13 protein-coding genes are annotated in these 18267 nt (G+C 66.7%); 6 read left to right on the top strand and 7 right to left on the bottom strand.

What is annotated here, in order from left to right:
* Window positions 1-3: 3 nt before the first annotated feature.
* Both ACE37B_RS10650 and ACE37B_RS10645 read right to left on the bottom strand, forming a co-directional pair.
* Window positions 4-720, bottom strand: a complete 717-nt coding sequence (locus tag ACE37B_RS10650; RefSeq protein WP_409923304.1) for an SWIM zinc finger family protein — start codon at window positions 718-720, stop codon at window positions 4-6.
* On the bottom strand, window positions 717-3854 hold the full coding sequence (locus tag ACE37B_RS10645) for a DEAD/DEAH box helicase (protein ID WP_409923303.1): 3138 nt from the start codon (window positions 3852-3854) through the stop codon (window positions 717-719). Before ACE37B_RS10645 ends, ACE37B_RS10650 begins: the two co-directional genes overlap by 4 nt.
* 151 nt (window positions 3855-4005) lie before the next feature.
* Here ACE37B_RS10645 and ACE37B_RS10640 point away from each other — a divergent pair, with 151 nt between their 5' ends.
* Both ACE37B_RS10640 and ACE37B_RS10635 read left to right on the top strand, forming a co-directional pair.
* Entirely contained in the window at window positions 4006-4794 is a 789-nt protein-coding gene (locus ACE37B_RS10640; protein WP_409923302.1) for a heme-dependent oxidative N-demethylase family protein, read from the top strand.
* A 184-nt stretch (window positions 4795-4978) separates the two neighbouring features.
* Window positions 4979-7492: an ATP-dependent Clp protease ATP-binding subunit gene (locus ACE37B_RS10635; protein ID WP_409923301.1), complete on the top strand. Its 2514-nt coding sequence runs from the start codon at window positions 4979-4981 to the stop codon at window positions 7490-7492.
* Window positions 7493-7751: 259 nt separating this feature from the next.
* On the opposite strand, the gene ACE37B_RS10630 is transcribed toward ACE37B_RS10635, so the two are convergent.
* The 4 genes from ACE37B_RS10630 to ACE37B_RS10615 all read right to left on the bottom strand — a co-directional run bounded on the left by ACE37B_RS10630 (window position 7752) and on the right by ACE37B_RS10615 (window position 12369).
* On the bottom strand, window positions 7752-8717 hold the full coding sequence (locus tag ACE37B_RS10630) for a sensor histidine kinase (protein ID WP_409923300.1): 966 nt from the start codon (window positions 8715-8717) through the stop codon (window positions 7752-7754).
* A 1-nt stretch (window position 8718) separates the two neighbouring features.
* On the bottom strand, window positions 8719-9447 hold the full coding sequence (locus ACE37B_RS10625) for a response regulator transcription factor (protein WP_409923299.1): 729 nt from the start codon (window positions 9445-9447) through the stop codon (window positions 8719-8721).
* Between the two features lie 104 nt (window positions 9448-9551).
* Complete coding sequence (gene hisD / locus ACE37B_RS10620) at window positions 9552-10865, bottom strand: histidinol dehydrogenase (RefSeq protein ID WP_409923668.1); 1314 nt, start codon at window positions 10863-10865, stop codon at window positions 9552-9554.
* Between the two features lie 82 nt (window positions 10866-10947).
* Window positions 10948-12369: a sulfatase gene (locus ACE37B_RS10615; RefSeq protein ID WP_409923298.1), complete on the bottom strand. Its 1422-nt coding sequence runs from the start codon at window positions 12367-12369 to the stop codon at window positions 10948-10950.
* A gap of 183 nt (window positions 12370-12552) precedes the next feature.
* Here ACE37B_RS10615 and ACE37B_RS10610 point away from each other — a divergent pair, with 183 nt between their 5' ends.
* Both ACE37B_RS10610 and purB read left to right on the top strand, forming a co-directional pair.
* On the top strand, window positions 12553-13830 hold the full coding sequence (locus ACE37B_RS10610; RefSeq protein ID WP_409923297.1) for an adenylosuccinate synthase: 1278 nt from the start codon (window positions 12553-12555) through the stop codon (window positions 13828-13830).
* Window positions 13815-15125 (top strand): adenylosuccinate lyase, encoded by a 1311-nt coding sequence (gene purB / locus ACE37B_RS10605; RefSeq protein WP_409923296.1) that lies wholly within the window; start codon window positions 13815-13817, stop codon window positions 15123-15125. Before ACE37B_RS10610 ends, purB begins: the two co-directional genes overlap by 16 nt.
* 105 nt (window positions 15126-15230) lie before the next feature.
* On the opposite strand, the gene ACE37B_RS10600 is transcribed toward purB, so the two are convergent.
* Window positions 15231-15644 carry a hypothetical protein gene (locus ACE37B_RS10600; RefSeq protein ID WP_409923295.1) on the bottom strand — a complete coding sequence of 138 codons (414 nt, stop codon included), beginning with the start codon at window positions 15642-15644 and terminating at the stop codon, window positions 15231-15233.
* Between the two features lie 39 nt (window positions 15645-15683).
* On the opposite strand from ACE37B_RS10600, the gene ACE37B_RS10595 reads away from it, so the two are divergent.
* Window positions 15684-16493 (top strand): acyl-CoA thioesterase, encoded by an 810-nt coding sequence (locus tag ACE37B_RS10595; protein ID WP_409923294.1) that lies wholly within the window; start codon window positions 15684-15686, stop codon window positions 16491-16493.
* A gap of 112 nt (window positions 16494-16605) precedes the next feature.
* A complete protein-coding gene (locus ACE37B_RS10590) occupies window positions 16606-18249 on the top strand; it encodes an L-serine ammonia-lyase, iron-sulfur-dependent, subunit alpha (RefSeq protein ID WP_409923293.1) in 1644 nt (547 codons plus the stop codon).
* The last annotated feature ends 18 nt before the right edge of the window (window positions 18250-18267 follow it).

Raw genomic sequence — 18267 nt, 5'->3', positions numbered from 1 at the left:
GCTTCAATCCCACTCGATGCGCAGGTGCGTGTACGCATCGCGCAGCACCGCTGCCAGATCGGGGCGCCGTGGGAGACGAGGCTCGATTCGTTCGAGGTCGGGGATCTCGGGAAGCTGGCGTCCCTCCGGCACGGTCAGGAACTCGGCGAGTGGGTCCGCGTACACCGGCTCGGGCGCGGCAGCCCGGCGCGCCTCGCGTGCCTGCTCGATGCCGTCGCGGACGAGTCGTAGGTGGCGTCGTCGCGGTTCGACATCGTCGGCCCCGACGTCGTTCGGCCACGGCTCGTCATCGTGCTCATCGGGTTGCGGGGCCGTGTCGGCTTCGACGTCGTTGTCTCGCCACACGTCGAGGAGTTCGGGTTCGATCAACAACTCGTTGGCGAACACGAGCATCGCGGCCAGCACGTGTTTGCACGCGTGCTGATCCCAGTTGGCGTCGTCGGGGCAAGTGCACGTCGCTTCGACGTCGCGACGCAACGGCATGCCGCCCCCGCGTCTGACGGCGAGCGATGCGACGTAGGGCGTGGCCCGCGATCCCTGCACTTCGCAGGTGACGACACCGGGTTCGACGATGATGTCGAGGACCGAGCCGTCGTTGGCGTACTGCTTGGCACGCCGAAGACGCCCAGGGTCGCTCATCTCGGCGGCCAGCACCTTCATCATCGTGGCGGGCAACCGACCGGGCTGGTTGTTGCCGAACGGCTTGCGGGGCCGGCTCATTCGGGTGCCTCCAGCGTGACCAGGTCGCGGAGCTCGTCGGTGGAGAGTTCGGACAGCCACGCTTCGCCCTCTCCGGTGCCGATCACCTGCGCCGCCAGCTTGCGTTTGTCGTCGATGACCTGACTGACCTTCTCCTCGACCGTGCCTTCGCAGACGAGTTTGTGCACGTTGACCGTTCTCGTCTGACCGAGCCGCCAGGCGCGGTCGGTCGCCTGGTCCTCCACCGCCGGGTTCCACCAGCGGTCGTAGTGGATGACCTGGCTCGCAGCGGTCAGGTTGAGCCCGGTCCCGCCCGCCTTCAGCGACACGAGCAGCAGCGGCGGCGCTGACCCGTCCTGAAACTGGTCGACCATCCGGTCGCGACCCGTCCGAGACACCCCACCGTGGAGGAACGGCGCGTCGAACGCGAACTGTTCGATCACGTGGCGTTGCAACAGGTCACCCATCTCGCGGAACTGGGTGAACACGAGGGCCCGCTCGCCCTGATCGAGCAGGTCGGTGACGAGTTCGTCGAAACGGGTCAGCTTGCCCGAGCGCCCGGCCAGACGCGACCCGTCTTTGAGCGCATGGGCGGGATGGTTGCAGATCTGCTTGAGGCGCATCAGCGCGGCGAGGACGAGACCGCGGCGTCGCATCCCACTGGTCTGTTCGGCGTCGTGGAGGAGTTGGTCGACGACCTGCTGATACAGCGTCGCCTGTTCGCGGGTGAGCTTGGCGTAGGCGATCTGTTCGATCTTGTCGGGGAGATCGGGAAGCAGGCGCCGATCGGCCTTGGTGCGACGGAGGATGAACGGCCCGGTGAGTCGACGCAGACGCCCGGCGGCGTCGGGGTCGTGGTTGCGTTCGATCGGTGAGGCGTAGTTCTTGCGGAAGCGTTCGAGCGAGCCGAGCATCCCGGGGTTTGCGGCGTCGAGGATCGCCCACAGTTCGCTCAGTCGGTTCTCGACCGGGGTCCCGGTCAGCGCGAGCTTCTGCGCAGCCTGCAGTTGGCGGACGGCTCGCGCGGCCTTCGTGTTCGGGTTCTTGACCATCTGGGCTTCGTCGAGCACGACGGTCGTCCAATCGATCGCGCCCAGATGTTCGAGATCGCGTGGCAGCAGCCCGTAGGTGGTGATGACGAGTTGACGAGCCGGGTCGACGCCGAACATCTCGGGATGCGCCTCGAGACGCGTGCCGCGTGGTCGGTCGCCGTCGAGTTGACCGGCGTCGCCGGTGAGGTCGTCGGAGCGTTCGCTCATCGCCGCAGCGATCGCTTCGATCTGCTGGTCACGCGACGACCCGTGGTGGACGGTCACCTCGAGCTTGGGCGTGAACCGGTTCGCCTCCGAACGCCAGTTGCGCACCACCGACAGCGGGCACACCACCAGGTGCGGGCCGGGACGTTCGAGCAGGTGCGCGAGCGTCGTGGCGGTCTTGCCGAGGCCCATGTCGTCGGCGAGGCACCCGCCGAGACCGAGACGGGCGAGAAACTGCATCCAGCCGAGCCCGCGTCGCTGATAGTGGCGGAGCTCACCGACGAACTCGGGCGACTCGTGGACCTCTTCGAGCCGTTCGTCGGGCAACCCCTCGAGCAGGTTGCGGACCCAGTCGCCGGCGCTCGCACCCAGATCGCCGAGATCGGTGCCCAGCTGATCGTCGGACCCGACGGTGACGCCATCGAGGATCGCACCCTGTTCGTGGATGCGGATGGTCGGCAGGTCCTCGGTCGCGTCGTCGTCGTTGGCGAGCCGCAGGAGTTCGAGCGCGCCGACGCGCGACTTCGTGGTCGTCAGCTCGCGGAGTTTCTCGCGCTTGCGGCGCATCTCGTCGGCATCGATGCGCACCCATCGGTGTCCGGTGTGCAGCAGGGTCGACCCCGCCTCCTCGGCCCGCGCGAGTTCGGCCTCGGAGATCTGCTCGTCGCCGACGACGAGGGTCCATTCGACGAGTGCTTCACGTCCGAACTGCTTCTTGCGGTCGTCGGCAGGTGCTGGCGTCGCCTCGCCCGTCACTCGCGTCGACGTGCGGATCAGACGCTCGGGTCCGATCAACTCGATGCCGAGCTTTTCCAGTTCGAACGGCGCGATGTCGAGGAAGTCCTCGGCCTGGCCGAGGTCGAGTTCGACCCCACCGGGTTCGGCGACGTCGATCAGTTCGGACATCCCCGGGATCACCGGCGCGATCCGTTCGACTACGTCGGTGAGGAGCGCGGTCAGGATGCCGAGGTGCTGTTCGCCGCCCGCCACCTCGACCGCGGCGGGGTTGCGCTCCCACACGTCGGTGGCCGTGCACCAACGCATCGGGTCGGCATCGTCGACGAGCTCGATCCGCACGCCCCACGGATCGTGCGGGTCGTCGGACATGAGGAGGCGGAGTCGGGGGATGAGGACCGGTTCGCCGTCGAGGAAGCGTCGGTGTCGGTCGAGTTCGTCGCGGAGGCGACCGAGTGCCAGATCGAAGTCGTCGGTGCCGCCGCGCACGACGTGGTCGGGCTTCGCGAGTGCGCCGAACGTGGCGCGCAGCGCCTGCACGGCTGGCTTGCGCTGGCGGCCGAGCTCGGCCTTCCAACCGTTGTTCGCCAGTACCGAGCGTGCGATCCCGTCGACGAGCAACTCGAACATCCGACGCGTGTCGTGGCCGGAGCCAGCGGAGCACACGTAGGGCTTGGTGTCATCCAGTTCGGCGAGCGTGGCCGCGACCGTCGACGTCGCAGGGTCGCCGACGGTTGGTGTCCAGCGAGCGACCACGAACGGGCCCTCGTCGGCGACGACCGGCGTGAGCCGCCCGGTCGACACCGTGCGTCGCGCGAGCGCAGCGAGGCGAGCGAACCAAGCGACCGAGTCGGACACGTACGCCGGATCGGTCGGGAGTTCCGACAGCCAGACGGCGACCCCGAGCGGGTCGAGTTGCACGGAGGCAGCGGTCAACCCGGGGCGGCCGGGAATATCGATCGAGAGTCGTCCGAGCGCGCCGTAGGAGATGGGCGAGTCGTGCCAACCGGTACGGCTTCCGTCGTGATTCACCTTGCGGAACCCGGAGTACATCCAGGCCATGCTCGCCGTGTCGAATCCGTTCCATCCCCAGACGTGCAACGAGCCGGACCGCCACGTTGCCTGTGCCACGTAGGGCGGCCGGTGACGTGTCATCGCAGGCATCGACGATCCAATGTACCGAGGGGGTGATTCACCCGGCTCGGCGCACGTCGTGGTTGTAGGGGCAACGCCGGTTCGGTCTGGTCGCGTCGCGTCGTCCGTCCGCCACGCGTCTGTCGGGCGATGGGCCTGTGCCTCGGCGTAGGATCGCGGTGTGCCGTTGGTCGATGTACTTCCTCATCGGCCCTTCGCCGAACGGGGCGTGGTGGTCGACGGGCGATTCCGGTGGAGGTTGGGCGTCCGACCGCTGGACCTGGCCGACTGGTTCGAGTTCGGCCCCGACGCAGCCGGTTGGATCGCCGAGAAACAGCAGTTGATGGCGGCGCGCTGCGACGACGTGTTCGTCGTGCGTGACGACATCGAGCCTGAGTCGAACGAGATCGCCGACGCCGTGTCGGCCCACGTCGGCTCGGCGCTCGATCCGGCGTTGCATCCGCTCGATGCCGCCGCCCGGCTCGTCCCCGACGACCTGGTGGTCATGGTCGAGCGCGACGGACGTCTGGTGTTCGGCGGCGGTTCGGTGTGCTTCCCGAATCGATGGGACCTACGATCGAAGCTCGGACGCACGATGGCCGAAGTGCACGACCCGGTCGCTGACCTGAACGAACAACTCCAACCTGCGATCGATTCGTTCCTCGACCGCCTCCGACCCGATCGCTCGTTCTGGCGCTTGGGCTGGGGGCTGATCGATTCGCACGACGGCTTCGAACCGCCCTCGACCGGCCGTACCGTCGATCCGGCATCCGACGACGTCTATCTGCGTGTGGAGCGCGAGACGTTGCGCCGCTTCGAGCGGACGCTCGCGGTCCTCTTCACGATCCGCACCTACATCATCCCGGTCGCGCGACTCGACCGCGCCGACCGCGAGGCGATCGCCGCGGCGGTCGGGGCGATGGACCCCGGCGTCCGTTCGTACAAGGACCTCGTCCCGACGCCGAGTTGACGCCGTGCATCCCTGGTCATCGTCCCGGTCGTCGTCCCGGTCATCGTCACGGTGCGAGGTTGTGGATAACTCCGAACCTGATATGATAAGACTCAAGTTTGGTGAGTGAGCAATTGATCGTCCGATCGTCGGGTGATCTCGAAGCGAGAGACAGAGCTCAGGCGAGCTGGGCAGGAGGGCACCCATGGCCATCGATCCGAAGAAATGGACCGTCAAGACGCAAGAAGCGTTCTCGGCGGCGATCGACGACGCGAAGGCGCGCTCGAACCCCGAGCTGACCCCCGATCACGTGCTGAGTGCGATCATGCGCCAGGAAGGCACGATCGTCCCCGCCGTGCTCGCCAAGCTCGGCCGTGCCCCGCTGATGATCCGCAACCGCGTCGACGACGCGGTCGCCAAGCTCCCCAACGCGTACGGCGGACAAGAGCCGCGGATGAGCAAGGAGCTCGAGAACAAGGTCGCGGTCGCGCAGCAGTATCAGAAGGACTTCCGCGACGACTACCTGTCGGTCGAGCATCTGCTGCTCGCGATGAACGATCGCCTCGACGTCGGCTCCGAGGAGTTGATGCAGGTGTTGAAAGACGTGCGCGGCTCGCATCGCGTCACCGACCAGAACCCCGAAGACAAGTTCGCCGCGCTCGAGAAGTACGGCCAAGACCTGACGGCACTCGCCGCGAACGGCAAGATCGATCCCGTCATCGGCCGAGACGACGAGATCCGCCGGACCATCCAGGTGTTGTCGCGACGCACGAAGAACAACCCGGTCCTGATCGGCGAGCCGGGTGTCGGCAAGACGGCCATCGTCGAAGGGTTGGCGGCTCGCATCGCCGATGGTGACGTCCCCGAAGGGCTGAAGAACAAGCGACTGATCTCGCTCGACGTCGGCTCGATGCTCGCTGGAGCGAAGTATCGCGGTGAGTTCGAGGAGCGGCTCAAGGCGGTGCTCAAGGAGATCACCGATGCCGAAGGCGAAGTCATCACGTTCGTCGACGAATTGCACACGATCGTCGGAGCGGGCGGCGCCGAAGGCGCGATGGACGCCGGCAACATGATCAAGCCGATGCTCGCCCGCGGCGAGCTGCGGATGATCGGTGCGACGACGCTCGACGAGTACCGCAAGTACGTCGAGAAGGATCCGGCGCTGGAGCGCCGCTTCCAGCAGGTCTACGTCGGTGAACCGTCGGTCGAAGACACGGTCGGCATCCTGCGAGGGCTCAAGGAGCGCTACGAGGTGCATCACGGTGTGCGGATCCAGGACTCTGCGCTCGTCAGCGCGGCGGTGCTGTCCGACCGCTACATCACGTCTCGGTTCCTGCCCGACAAGGCGATCGACCTCGTCGACGAAGCGGCCTCCAAGCTGCGTATCGAGATCGATTCGTTGCCGACCGAGATCGATGTGGTGCAGCGCCGCATCCTGCAACTCGAGATCGAGCAGGTCGCGCTCGAAAAGGAGAGCGACCAGGCGTCGAAGGAGCGTCTCGACGCGCTGCACGACGAACTCGCGGGCCTCAACGTGCAGATCGGCGAGATGAAGCAGCACTGGGAGCAGGAGAAGCAGGCGATCGGCGCAATCCGTTCGCTGAAAGAAGAGCTCGAAGGCCTGCGGAATCAGCTCGAACGTGAGACCGACCTGAACCTCGCTGCCGAGATCCGCTACGGACGCGTGCCCGAGATCGAGCGACGCATCGAGGAGGCCACCGCGCACCTCGACGAGTTGCAGGCGACCAAGGCCATGCTCAAAGAGGAGGTCGACGCGGAAGACATCGCCGAGGTCGTCGCGAAGGCGACCGGGGTGCCCGTCACCCGGCTCATGGAATCGGAGACCGCCAAGCTGGTGCATCTCGAAGAACTGCTGCACGAGCGTGTCATCGGCCAGGACGCGGCGGTCACCTCGGTCGCGAACGCGATTCGGCGCTCACGGGCGGGTCTCTCCGATCCCAATCGTCCGATCGGCTCGTTCATGTTCCTCGGCCCGACCGGTGTCGGCAAGACCGAGCTGGCGCGGGCGCTCGCCGAGTTCTTGTTCGACGACGAGCGGGCGATGGTGCGCATCGACATGGGCGAGTACATGGAGAAGTTCTCCGTGTCCCGACTGATCGGCGCGCCTCCCGGATATGTCGGCTATGACGAAGGCGGCCAACTGACCGAAGCGGTGCGCCGTCGTCCGTATTCGGTGGTCTTGCTCGACGAGATCGAAAAGGCACATCCCGATGTGTTCAACACGCTGTTGCAGTTGCTCGACGACGGGCGTCTGACGGATGGCCAGGGACGCACGGTCGACTTCACCAACGTCGTGCTGATCATGACGTCGAACCTGCCCGGTGATCCGAGCGAGTTCTTCAAGCCGGAGTTCATCAACCGCGTCGACGACATCATCCGCTTCCGCTCGCTGACCGAAGACGACCTGCTGCCGATCGTCGAGATCCAGTTGGAGCGTCTGCGTCGGCGACTCGCCGATCGCAAGATCGATCTCGACATCGGATCCGCGGCGATGGCGCAACTCGCCCGTGAAGGGTACGACCCGGCGTTCGGTGCCCGTCCGTTGAAGCGGATCATCCAGCGTGAGATCGCCGACCCGGCCTCGGTGCTGATCCTGGGTGGTTCGCTGAACGACGGCGGCACGATCACGGTGTCGGCAGGTGCCGGCCCGGAAGATCGGCTCTCGGTCTCCGCAACCCCCGCCGTACCCGCCGGCTGAACGACAGACTGGGTCAGACCCACTCTGTCGCCACGCTCCGTCGCAGGCCGGTCACCCCACTTCACGTGTTCGGCAAGTTCTTGACCCCCGCTTGCCACGGCGGCCTCGATCGTGTGCCAGACTGAGTTCATTCCTTCCGCTGGAGCCCCGGGTTCGCCCGGGGCTCTCGGCTTTTTCGCCCGCTCCCGTCCGTCGATCAGGCCGACGACGGTGCGTGGCATCGAGTGTCGCTCCGCGCGATCTGGTGACCCGACAGCGATCAGGCGTCGGCGGGCACGTAGGTGAGTCGAAAGCATGCCGGTCGACGCTCGGCCAGTTCCAGTCGCCCACCGTCGGATTCGGCGAGCCGCCGGGCCAGAGCGAGCCCTCGACCGTGCGCCGCTTGATGATCGGTGGGCCGCTCGAACAGCGAACCCGCGGCCTCGTCTCGGATGCCCGCACCCTCGTCGGACACGGTGATCGATCCCTTCTCCACGAGCACCATGACCGTCCCCGCGCCGTGGCGAAGCGCGTTGTCCAGCAAGATGTCGACGATCTGTCCGACGAGGCCACGCGTGGCGCGAACCGGCGCGGTCACCGAGGTGGTCACGACGACTTGGCGGCGGAGGCGGTCGAATCGCACGCGCCAGTCGTCGATGTGATCATCGACGATCTCGACGAGTTGCACGACCGCCCGCTCTCCGGTGCTGCCCTTGCGCGCGACGGCAAGGAGTTCGTCGAGGGTCGAGTTGAGTTCGTGCGTCTGCTCGAGGATCGCCGCTGCCTCAGCGGCGACCTCTGGGTCGTGGTGGCGTTCGAGGAGTTCGAGCCGGATCGCCAGCCCGGTGAGTCCGGTGCGTAGCTGATGTGTCGCGTCGGCAGTGAAGCCGCGCTCGGCCTCCAGCATCCGGTCGACGCGGTTGGCGCTGAGTCGCAACGATCGCGCGATGTCGTCGATCTCGTCGATCCCGGACGGCTGTGCCGGGGTGCTGAAGTCACCGTCGCCGACCCGGCCCGCACTGCGAGCGAGCCGTTCGAGTGGGCGAGCGAGTTGTCGAGCCTGGACGGCGGACAGCGCTGCGGCCGCCGCGAGCGCGAACACCGCGATGACCGCGATGCGCGCGAACAGTCCGTTCTGCTCGTCGGGGTCGGCGGCTGCGTTGACGACCAAGGCGACCGGGGCGAGCAGTACGGCCATGACGACCACGACGACCGCCAGCGTCGACAGCACGAGACGACGGCGCACGTCAGTCCGATCGGTCGTCGTCGCCGGGTTCGAATCGGAAGCCGACGCCGCGGACGGTGACGATCTTCGACGGTGGTTCGGTGCGGTCGAGGATCTTCTTGCGCAGTGTCGACACGTGGGTGTCGAGGGTGCGGGTCGACCCCCACCAGTTCTCGTCCCAGACCGCCGCCATGATGTCGTCACGCTTGAGCGTGACGCGGGGGTCGGCCATGAGGAGGCGCATCAGGTCGAACTCCTTGGTGGTGAGTTCGACTTCCGACCGAGCGCCGTTGCTCGGGTCGGTGACGTGGCAGCGGCGGCTCGCCGTGTCGAGTTCGATACCGGCTCCCATCAGGACGAGCGTCGGTCGTGACGGGCTGCGCGTCTGTTCGGCGACGCGCAGCCGCGCCTTGATGCGAGCGACGAGTTCAGCGAGCCGGAATGGCTTGGCGACGTAGTCGTCCGCTCCTGCGCCGAGCCCGACGATCACGTCCATCTCCTCGGCACGGGCTGTCAGCATGATGATCGGCAGGTCGGGATGGTCGACTCGCAACCGACGACAGACGTCGAGTCCGTCGAGGTCCGGCAACGTGAGGTCGAGCAGGACGAGATCGGGCCGCGATGCGGCGACCTCATCGAGCGCGAGTTGACCGCCGGCGACGTGGGTGACGTCGAGGTCTTCGGCGCGCAGTACGCGAACGAGCGGTTCGCTGATCCGCTCGTCGTCCTCAACGAGGAGCACTGCCGTCATGGCTCCAACAGTACGCCCGATCACCACGCCGACCGGGTACCTCCCGCGTATCGGTTTGTGTCAGACACAAACCGATACGCCCGGACCGTGACGCCGGCGCCCGTTCAGCCTTGGCGCAGGCGAAGGGCGGCAGCGTGCGCCGGGAATCCTTCGTGTTCCGCGAGCGCGATGACCGACGGCGCCATGCGTGCCGCTGCTCGTGCGTCAGCGCGAGCGACCGCGGTGCGCTTCAGGAACGTGTCGGCGGTGATACCGGACGACACGTGCGCGAAGCCACTCGTCGGGAGCGATGCCGGGCACCCGATGATGAAGTTGCCGGCGCTGAACGGTGTGTGCTGGCCGATGAGGATCTCGCCCGCGTTCACGAGACCGTCGAGGACGTCGTCGAGCACGTTGTCGGCGACGACGACCTGCAGATGCTCTGCCGCGAACTCGTTGGCGATGGCGACCGCGGCGCCGATGTCGTCGGTGAGCACACAGCCCCCGTTCGGGCCGAGCGAGGATCGCGCCGCGTCGGATCGGATGTTCGGGAGCACGGCGAGTTGGCGGTCGAGTTCGACGTCGACGGCGTCCGCGAGCGCCGACGAATCCGTGAGGAGGACGACGGAGGAGTCGGCGCCGTGCTCGGCCTCGATGAGCAGGTCGGCGGCGAGCAGTTCCGCGTCGGCCGTCGAGTCGGCGATCACCAGGCTCTCGGTCGGCCCGAGCAGCATCATGGTGGACACGCCGTAGCGCTGCATCTCGACCTGGGCGATGGTGACGGCGGGCGAGCCGGGTCCGACGACCTTGCGGACCTTCGGGATCGACTCGGTTCCGAAGCCGAGCGCCGCGATGCCGGCGGGCCCGTTGACCCGGAACACGTCGCGCACTCCGAGCTTCCGGCAGACGACCAGGACGGCCGGGTCGACGTCACCCGTGCCGCCGGGGATGGGTGGGACGACGAGGGCGAGTTCGGGGACGCCGGCCACGACCGCCGGCACGGCGAGCTGGTAGGCGACGCTCGGATAGCTGGCCTTCCCCGAGGGCGTGAACAATCCGGCCGACGAGATCGGAGTGATCTTCTCGCCGACCGTGAGGCCGGGTTCCGATTCGATCTGCCAGTCGGAGGCGCGCTCGAGCTGCGCCTCGTTGAAGGAGCGGAGGTGAATGATCGCGTCGTCGATCGACCGGTCGACGGCGTCGCTGACCGCCGCCGAGTCGAGTTCGTCGTCGGTGACCCGCAGACCCGACGGTTCGACGTCGATGCCGTCGAACGTGGCGAGGGCGTCGCAGACCGCGGCGTCGCCGCGCTCGCGCACGTCCTCGATCAGCGTGCTGATCGAGGCGCGAAGGCCGGGGTCGAAGATCTCGTCGAGCCCTCGATCCATCAGCGCGGCCCGCGCCGACCGATCCATGTCGTTCCAGACCTGACGTCGCATCACGCTCACCCGGTCGACGCTATCTGCCAGCGACAGAGTGGGTCTGACCCACTCTGTCGCCCGGGGCTCGGCGACGGAACGTTCAGGCCGGGGTGTCGCCGACCTCGGCTTGGAGTCGGGTGAGTTCGGCGAGCAGCGACTCGGTCAGCGCGTCGGTCCCCGGTCGGCCGTAGAGGTTGTCGACCTCCATCGGGTCGGCGACCAGGTCGAACAATTCCCACTCCATCGGGTTCGCCGGGCCTCGCGCTCCCGGCTGATCCAGCGGGTCGTTGTAGTAGCAGATGAGCTTGTGCGTGGCGGTGCGAACGCCGTAGTGGGCCGGCACGGCGTGGGCGCCGTCGTTGTGCATCCAGTACCGGTAGTACATCGAGGTGGGCCAGCCGTCGAGACGTTCACCGCGCAGCAACGGGGCGAACGATCGCCCTTGCACATGCGGTGCCGGCTCGACGCCGCACAGGTCGAGCAGCGTCGGCCCGAAGTCGACGTTGACCACGATGTCGTCGCTCACCGAGCCGGGTGAGATCGCTGCGGGGTAGCGGATGAGGAGTGGCATGGCGAGCGACTCCTCGTACATCAGGCGCTTGTCGAACCAGCCGTGATCGCCGAGGAAGAACCCCTGATCGGACGTGTAGACGACGATCGTGTCGCGTGTGAGATCGCGGGCGTCCAGTTCATCGAGCAGGCGACCGACGTTGTCGTCGATCGAAGCGACCACTCGGAGGTAGTTCTTGATATAGCGCTGGTAGCGCCAGTCGATCTCCTCCTCGAGCGTGAGCCCAGGTGGCACCGGCGACTTCAGGTCGACGATCGGGTCGAGGTCGAGCATCCGCATCTTCACGGCCTGCACGACTTCTGCGCGGCCGTCCAACGTGTCACGGAACGTGTCGGGATACGGGATCTCGACGTCGTCGTACATCGTGAAGTGTTTCGCGTCGGGTTCCCACGAGCGGTGTGGTGCCTTGTGGTGGCAGAACAACGCGAACGGTCGGTCGGGGTCACGCCGATCGAGCCAGTCGAGGCAGTCGTCGGTGATCAGATCGGTGACGTAGCCACCTCGCTCGACGACGCCGAGCTCCGCGTCGAGGAACACCGGGTTGTGATAGTGCCCCTGTCCTGGCAAAACGCGCCAGTGGTCGAAACCGGTCGGGTCGTGCGCCGCGCCATGACCGAGATGCCACTTGCCGAACATCGACGTCTGGTAGCCAGCAGCCTGAAGTGCCTTCGGGAACGTCCACAGCGAGTTGTCGAGGTGCGTGTCGAGCGTGGTGACCCCGTTCACGTGGTTGTAGGTGCCGGTCAGGATCGCCGCGCGGCTCGGTGCGCAGATCGAGTTCGTGCAGAACGCAGCATCCATTCGGATGCCGCCCTCGGCGATCCGATCGAGGTGCGGCGTGGAGTTGATCCGGCTGCCGTACGCAGAGATCGCGTGCGCCGCGTGGTCGTCGCTCATGATGAACACGATGTTCGGTCGTGACTCGGACGTTGTCGGATCCCCGGTTCGCATCGGTCCGTTCTACCCCGCATCGCCCGGCAGCGAACCGCCATGCGCAGAAACGTCGGCCGTTGCTGGTGCTGGTGCTGGTGCTGGTGCTGGAACGGGGAGCGGGAGAGGCGAGGAGATAGGGTTCGCCTACGTTCCGGTCCGCCGATCAGCAGGCGGCACCATCAGCAATTCGCGGGGAGCGTCATGCCCGTCACCGTCGTCGTCGGAGCCCAGTGGGGCGATGAGGGCAAAGCCAAAGTCATCGACCTGCTGTCGAAAGAGCACACCTTCGTGGTGCGATACCAGGGAGGGCACAACGCCGGGCACACGGTCGTCGTCGACGGCGAGAAGTACGCGCTCCAACTGGTGCCGTCGGGCATTCTCTACGAGCACGTCATCCCGGTCATCGCGAACGGTGTGGTCGTCGATCTGCCGACGCTGTTCAGCGAGATCGACATGCTCGAAGCGCGGGGTAACTCGTGTGCCGATCTCAAGGTGTCGAGCCGTGCGCACCTGATCTTCCCGTGGCACCAGGCCCACGACGCGATCGCCGAGGCGATGCGCGGCGACGACAAGATCGGCACGACCCTCAAGGGAATCGGCCCGGCTTACGCCGACAAGTCGCGACGCGTCGGCATCCGTGCTGGCGATGTCATCGATCCCGAGCGTTTCGCCACGTTGATCCGCGAACGGGCCACGGCCGAGAACAAGCTGATCACCGATGCGGGCGGCGAGCCGCTCGATGTCGACGACATGGTCGAGCGGTACGGCGTGATGGGAGCGCGGCTCGCTCCCTACGTCTGCGACACGATCAGCCTGTTGCACAATGGTCTCGCCCGCGGTGCTCACGTGTTGCTGGAAGGCGCGCAGGCGACGTTTCTCGACCTCGATCACGGCACGTATCCGTACGTCACCTCCTCCAATCCGACGGCTGGCGGTGCGTGCGTCGGGTCGGGGCTGGGCCCGCGCGACATCGATCGCATCGTGGGGATCACCAAGGCGTACACCACTCGGGTCGGCGCAGGTCCGTTCGTCACCGAACTGTTCGACGACGACGGCAAGCGACTCGGCGAGGTCGGCAAGGAGTTCGGTACGGTCACCGGTCGGGCGCGCCGCTGTGGCTGGCTCGATCTGGTGATGCTGCGGCACGCGGTTCGGCTGAACTCGCTGACCGAGCTCTCGCTGACCAAGCTCGACATCCTCGACGGGTTCGACACGGTGAAGATCTGCGTCGGCTATCGCTACCGCGGCGAGGAGATCGTCGACTATCCCGACCGCTACGACGTGTTGGAAGACATCGAGCCCGTCTACGTCGAGTTGCCGGGTTGGCGGACCTCGCTGAGCGAGGCGCGGGAACCTGGCGACCTTCCGGCCGAGGCGCGCTCGTTCATCGACGTGGTCGAGCGCGAAGTCGGCATTCCGGTGCGCGTCGTCGGTGTCGGTGCCGAGCGCGACGACTACCTGATGTGGGCGAGCTCATGATCCCCCGCTACTCGACCCCCGAGATGGACGCGATCTGGTCCGACCCGGCGCGGTTCGGTCGCTGGCTCGAGGTCGAACTCCTGGCAACCGAAGGGCACGCCGCCGTGGGTGTCGTGCCCGCCGAGGCGGCGGAGATCTGCCGTGCGAAAGCGCCGCTGAGCGACGAAGCGTTCGTGGAGCGGATCCATGCTCGCGAGCAGATCACCGACCACGACGTCGCCGCCTTCGTCGACGTCGTGCAGGAAGCGATCGACGACCCGGCGGGCTCGTGGATCCACTACGGGCTGACGTCGTCCGACGTCGGCGACACGGCGCTGTGCTGGGCGATGCGCGACGCGGTCGACCTCATGATCGATGCTGCCAGCGACCTCGTTGCGACGCTCGTCGCCATGGCGCGTCGACATGCCGACACCGTGATGATCGGTCGCACGCACGGCATCCATGCCGAGCCCACGACATTCGGTACCAAGGTCGCGCTCTGGGCGCTGCAGGTCGACCGCGATCGCGCTCGTCTTCGCGCCGCCCGCGAGGCGGTGTCGGTGATGAAGTTGAGCGGCGCCGTCGGGACCTACTCCAACATCCCCCCGGAGGTCGAGAGTTTCGTCGGCGAGCGGCTCGGACTGACTCCGGTGCCGGCGACGCAGGTCGTCGCTCGAGATCGTCACGCCGAGTTCCTCTATGCCTGTTCGTCGATCGGTGCCACGTGCGAATTGATGGCGATCGAGCTTCGACACCTGCAGCGAACCGAGGTTCGTGAGGTCCAAGAAGGCTTCAAGCCGGGCCAAAAGGGTTCGTCGGCGATGCCACACAAACGCAACCCGATTTCGGCCGAAACGATCTCCGGTCTGGCTCGGGTTCTCCGCTCCAATCTCTCGGCTGGCATGCAAGACGTGGCACTCTGGCACGAGCGGGATATTTCTCACAGCTCGGTCGAGCGGATCATCCTGCCGGACTCGTCACAGTTGGCGTACTACGTGATGCGTCGCCTACGTCGACTCCTCGAGGGACTCGTCGTCGATGCCGACCGAATGCAGGCCAATCTCGACGCCAGTCATGGCCTCGTGTTCAGCCAGCCCGTGCTGCTGTCGTTGGTCCAGAGTGGCAAGACGCGCGACGAGGCGTATCGCATCGTGCAACGCAACGCGATGCAAGCGTGGGATGAAGGACGAGACTTCCGAACGCTGCTCGAAGCCGACGTCGAGGTCGACGACGCCGTCCTCGACGGCGCGTTCGATCTCCGCCGCAGCCTGCGCCACCTCGACCGGATCTTCACCGCGCTCGACGCACTCGACTGATTCCGGCGATCGAGGTCCCGGCGATCGAGGTCCCGGCGATCGAGGTCACGGCGACCCCGAGCCCTGGGGACGCTCGTGTCGCCAGGGTCCGCGAGCGAGAACGGATCAGCTCGAGCGGGTGATGCCGGCTTTGGTCAGCACCGACGCTTCGACGCCGACCTCGCGCCACGAGGCGTAGGAGATCTTCTTCGATTCGCTGTACGACTTGGCGACCTCGACGAACGCAGCTTCGCGAGCTTCCATGTCGATCGAGTCCGACATCCGGTCGAGTTCGGCCTGCAGGTCGCGCCGACGCTGTACCAGCATCAACTCGTCGATCGGGTTCGCGTCCTCGAGTTGCGCGTCGATCTCGCTGAGTTGCGCGGTGATGGTTTCGGGCGTGCGCTTGCGTCCACGTTTTGGCTTGGTGGCGCGGAGCCCTTCGAGGTACTCGCGCACGACGCGGCCTTCGGCGCGGCCTTTCGCCAAGGCTGCCTTGTGCTCCGGACTCATCGTTGAACGCCTGAACTTCTTCGCCATCACATCAGTATTGCGGCGAAATCCATTACCTTCAATGCAGTGTTCGAACTGTCTGCGCATGGTCACGATGTCCACGTCGGATCCGGACCCCAATATCCGTGGGGCGGTCTCTATGGCGGGCAGATCGTGGCGCAAGCCTTGCGGGCGGCGACCATGTCGGTGGAGCCCGGACTCGAACCTCATTCGATTCGCGCCTACTTCATCCGCCGCGGTGACGCCTCCGAGCCGATTCGCTACGAAGTCGATCGCATCCGTAACGGGCGCAGCTTTGCGACGCGCCGCGTCGTGGCGCGTCAGGCGATCGGCGCGATCCTCAACGCGGAGAGTTCGTTCCAGCGGCCGGAGGACGCCGCCGATGTGCAGACCCTGACGATGCCCACCGTGCCCGGGCCGGACGAGTTGGTCAGCGAGACGTGGACCCCCGCGTTCGAACGAGCCGACGTGCCGCTGACGGCGGTCACCGGCACGCAGCGAGACGGCGGCGGTCGCACGGTCACCTGGATGAAGGTGGCCGACCCGATCGGTGATCCGTCGTCGCTCGACGGGCAGTTGCTCCACCGCTGTTGGATGACGTATCTCTCCGACGATCTCCCGACCGAAACCGTCTTCAACGTGCACCCGATGTCGGCCGAGCCCGACAGCGACCAGTTCCGGTTCGCGGCGAGCCTCGATCACACCGTGTGGTTCCACCGGCCGGTGATCGCCGACGAGTGGCACCTGTACGACTTCGCCTGCGCTCACCTCGTCAACGGTCGCGGGCTCGCCGTCGGTCACGTGTACGCGCCCGACGGCGTCCACGTGGCCACCATCGCGCAAGAAGTGCTCGTTCGAGACACCCGTCGACGCTGAACCAGTACGGTCACTCAGGACCGGCGCCCAGCACCGGCGCACGCCCGGCGCCGACCACCGACGGCGAGCAATCGACAACACGACGGGGAAACGACGGGAAACGGGGAGACGCATGCAACCGGAGTCGGACGACGAGCGCCACGCTGCGATCAGCGTGTTCGACATGTTGAAGATCGGCGTCGGCCCATCGAGTTCTCACACCCTCGGTCCGTGGCGAGCGGCGCTGGCGTTCGTCGAACTGCTGGTGAGCACCGGTGAATTGCGTCGCGTCACGGCCGTCCGTGTCGAGTTGTTCGGCTCACTGGCCAAGACCGGTCGCGGCCACGGAACCGGGATGGCGCTGATGATGGGGCTGACCGGACACGATCCCGTGAGCTGTGACATCGATCTGGTGACGAGCGTCGGACCCGACACTCGCAGCAGCGGCCAGTTGCTGCTCGGCGGGATGCACGCCGTGCCGTTCGACCGAGACCGAGACCTGTGCTTCGACGGCACCACGGCCGAGCACGCACATCCGAACACGATGACGTTCACGGCGACGCTGGCCACTGGCGACGCCGAAGGCGCGGATGATCTCGCAGACGATGGTGCGACGAGCGTGGCCGGTGAGACGATCTCGTTCACGGCCTACTCGATCGGTGGCGGCTTCATCACACACGACGAACCGACGCGCAGCGGCGGGATCGCCGTCTCAGCGATTCGATCCGAGAGCGGCACGCTTGCGCCTGCCCGACTCCCGGCGCCGATCGACTCGGCGGCCGACCTCGAGCGATGGTGTGTCGACGGCGATCACTCCATTGCCGATGTGGTTCGGATGAACGAACGCACCTGGCGTAGCGACGAGGAGATCGATGCCGACCTCCTGGCGATTCGCGATGTCATGCTCGCCTGCATCCAGCGCGGTTGCTCCACCGACGGCGTGCTGCCCGGTGGCTTGAGCGTCACTCGCCGGGCCAAGCGGCTGTACTCGGATCTGTTCGGCCGGCTCGACACGTCCGACACGTCTGGCCCGTCTGGCCCGTCTGGCCCGTCCGACACGTCCGGCGGATCCGGTGCGGTCGGGCCGACCGAGCCCAACGACGATCCGCACCTCTGGTTCGAGTCGCTGCGAACGGCGCCGGTCGGCTTCGACGATTCGGTCGCGCTGGTGAGTTGCTTCGCGCTTGCGGTCAACGAGGAGAACGCCGCGTTCGGTCGCGTCGTCACGGCGCCGACGAACGGCGCAGCGGGCGTGATCCCTGCGGTCATGTTCCACCATCTGCGCATGCTCGATCCGTCGACGCACGGCAGAGCCGAACTCGATGCGGAGGCGATCCGGTTCCTGCTCGTCGCCGCGGAGATCGGCGCCATCTTCAAGAAGGGTTCGACGATCTCGGCCGCGCTCGGTGGATGCCAGGCCGAGATCGGTGTCTCCTCGGCGATGGCGGCCGCCGCCCTGACCGAGTGCCGTGGTGGTTCGGTCCGCCAGTCGTTGATGGCCGCCGAGATCGCGATGGAACACCACCTGGGTCTCACCTGTGATCCGATCGGCGGCCTGGTGCAGGTTCCGTGTATCGAGCGCAACGCCATGGGGGCGATCAAGGCGATCTCGGCGTCGCTGCTCGCCCGGTCGAGTGATCCTGATCTCGCTCGTGTCTCGCTCGACGATGTCATCGACACGATGTGGAACACCGCCCTCGACATGCACGCCGCGTACAAGGAAACAGCCGAAGGCGGCCTCGCTGTCCGCATCCCGGTCAACGTCGTCGAGTGCTGACCTGGATACCGTGGCGCG

The organism is Ilumatobacter sp. (assembly GCF_046290335.1).
Lineage (GTDB): Bacteria > Actinomycetota > Acidimicrobiia > Acidimicrobiales > Ilumatobacteraceae > Ilumatobacter_A.
The sequence above is the reverse complement of the archived record's forward strand: the minus strand, read 5'-3'. Positions and strand labels throughout refer to the sequence as shown.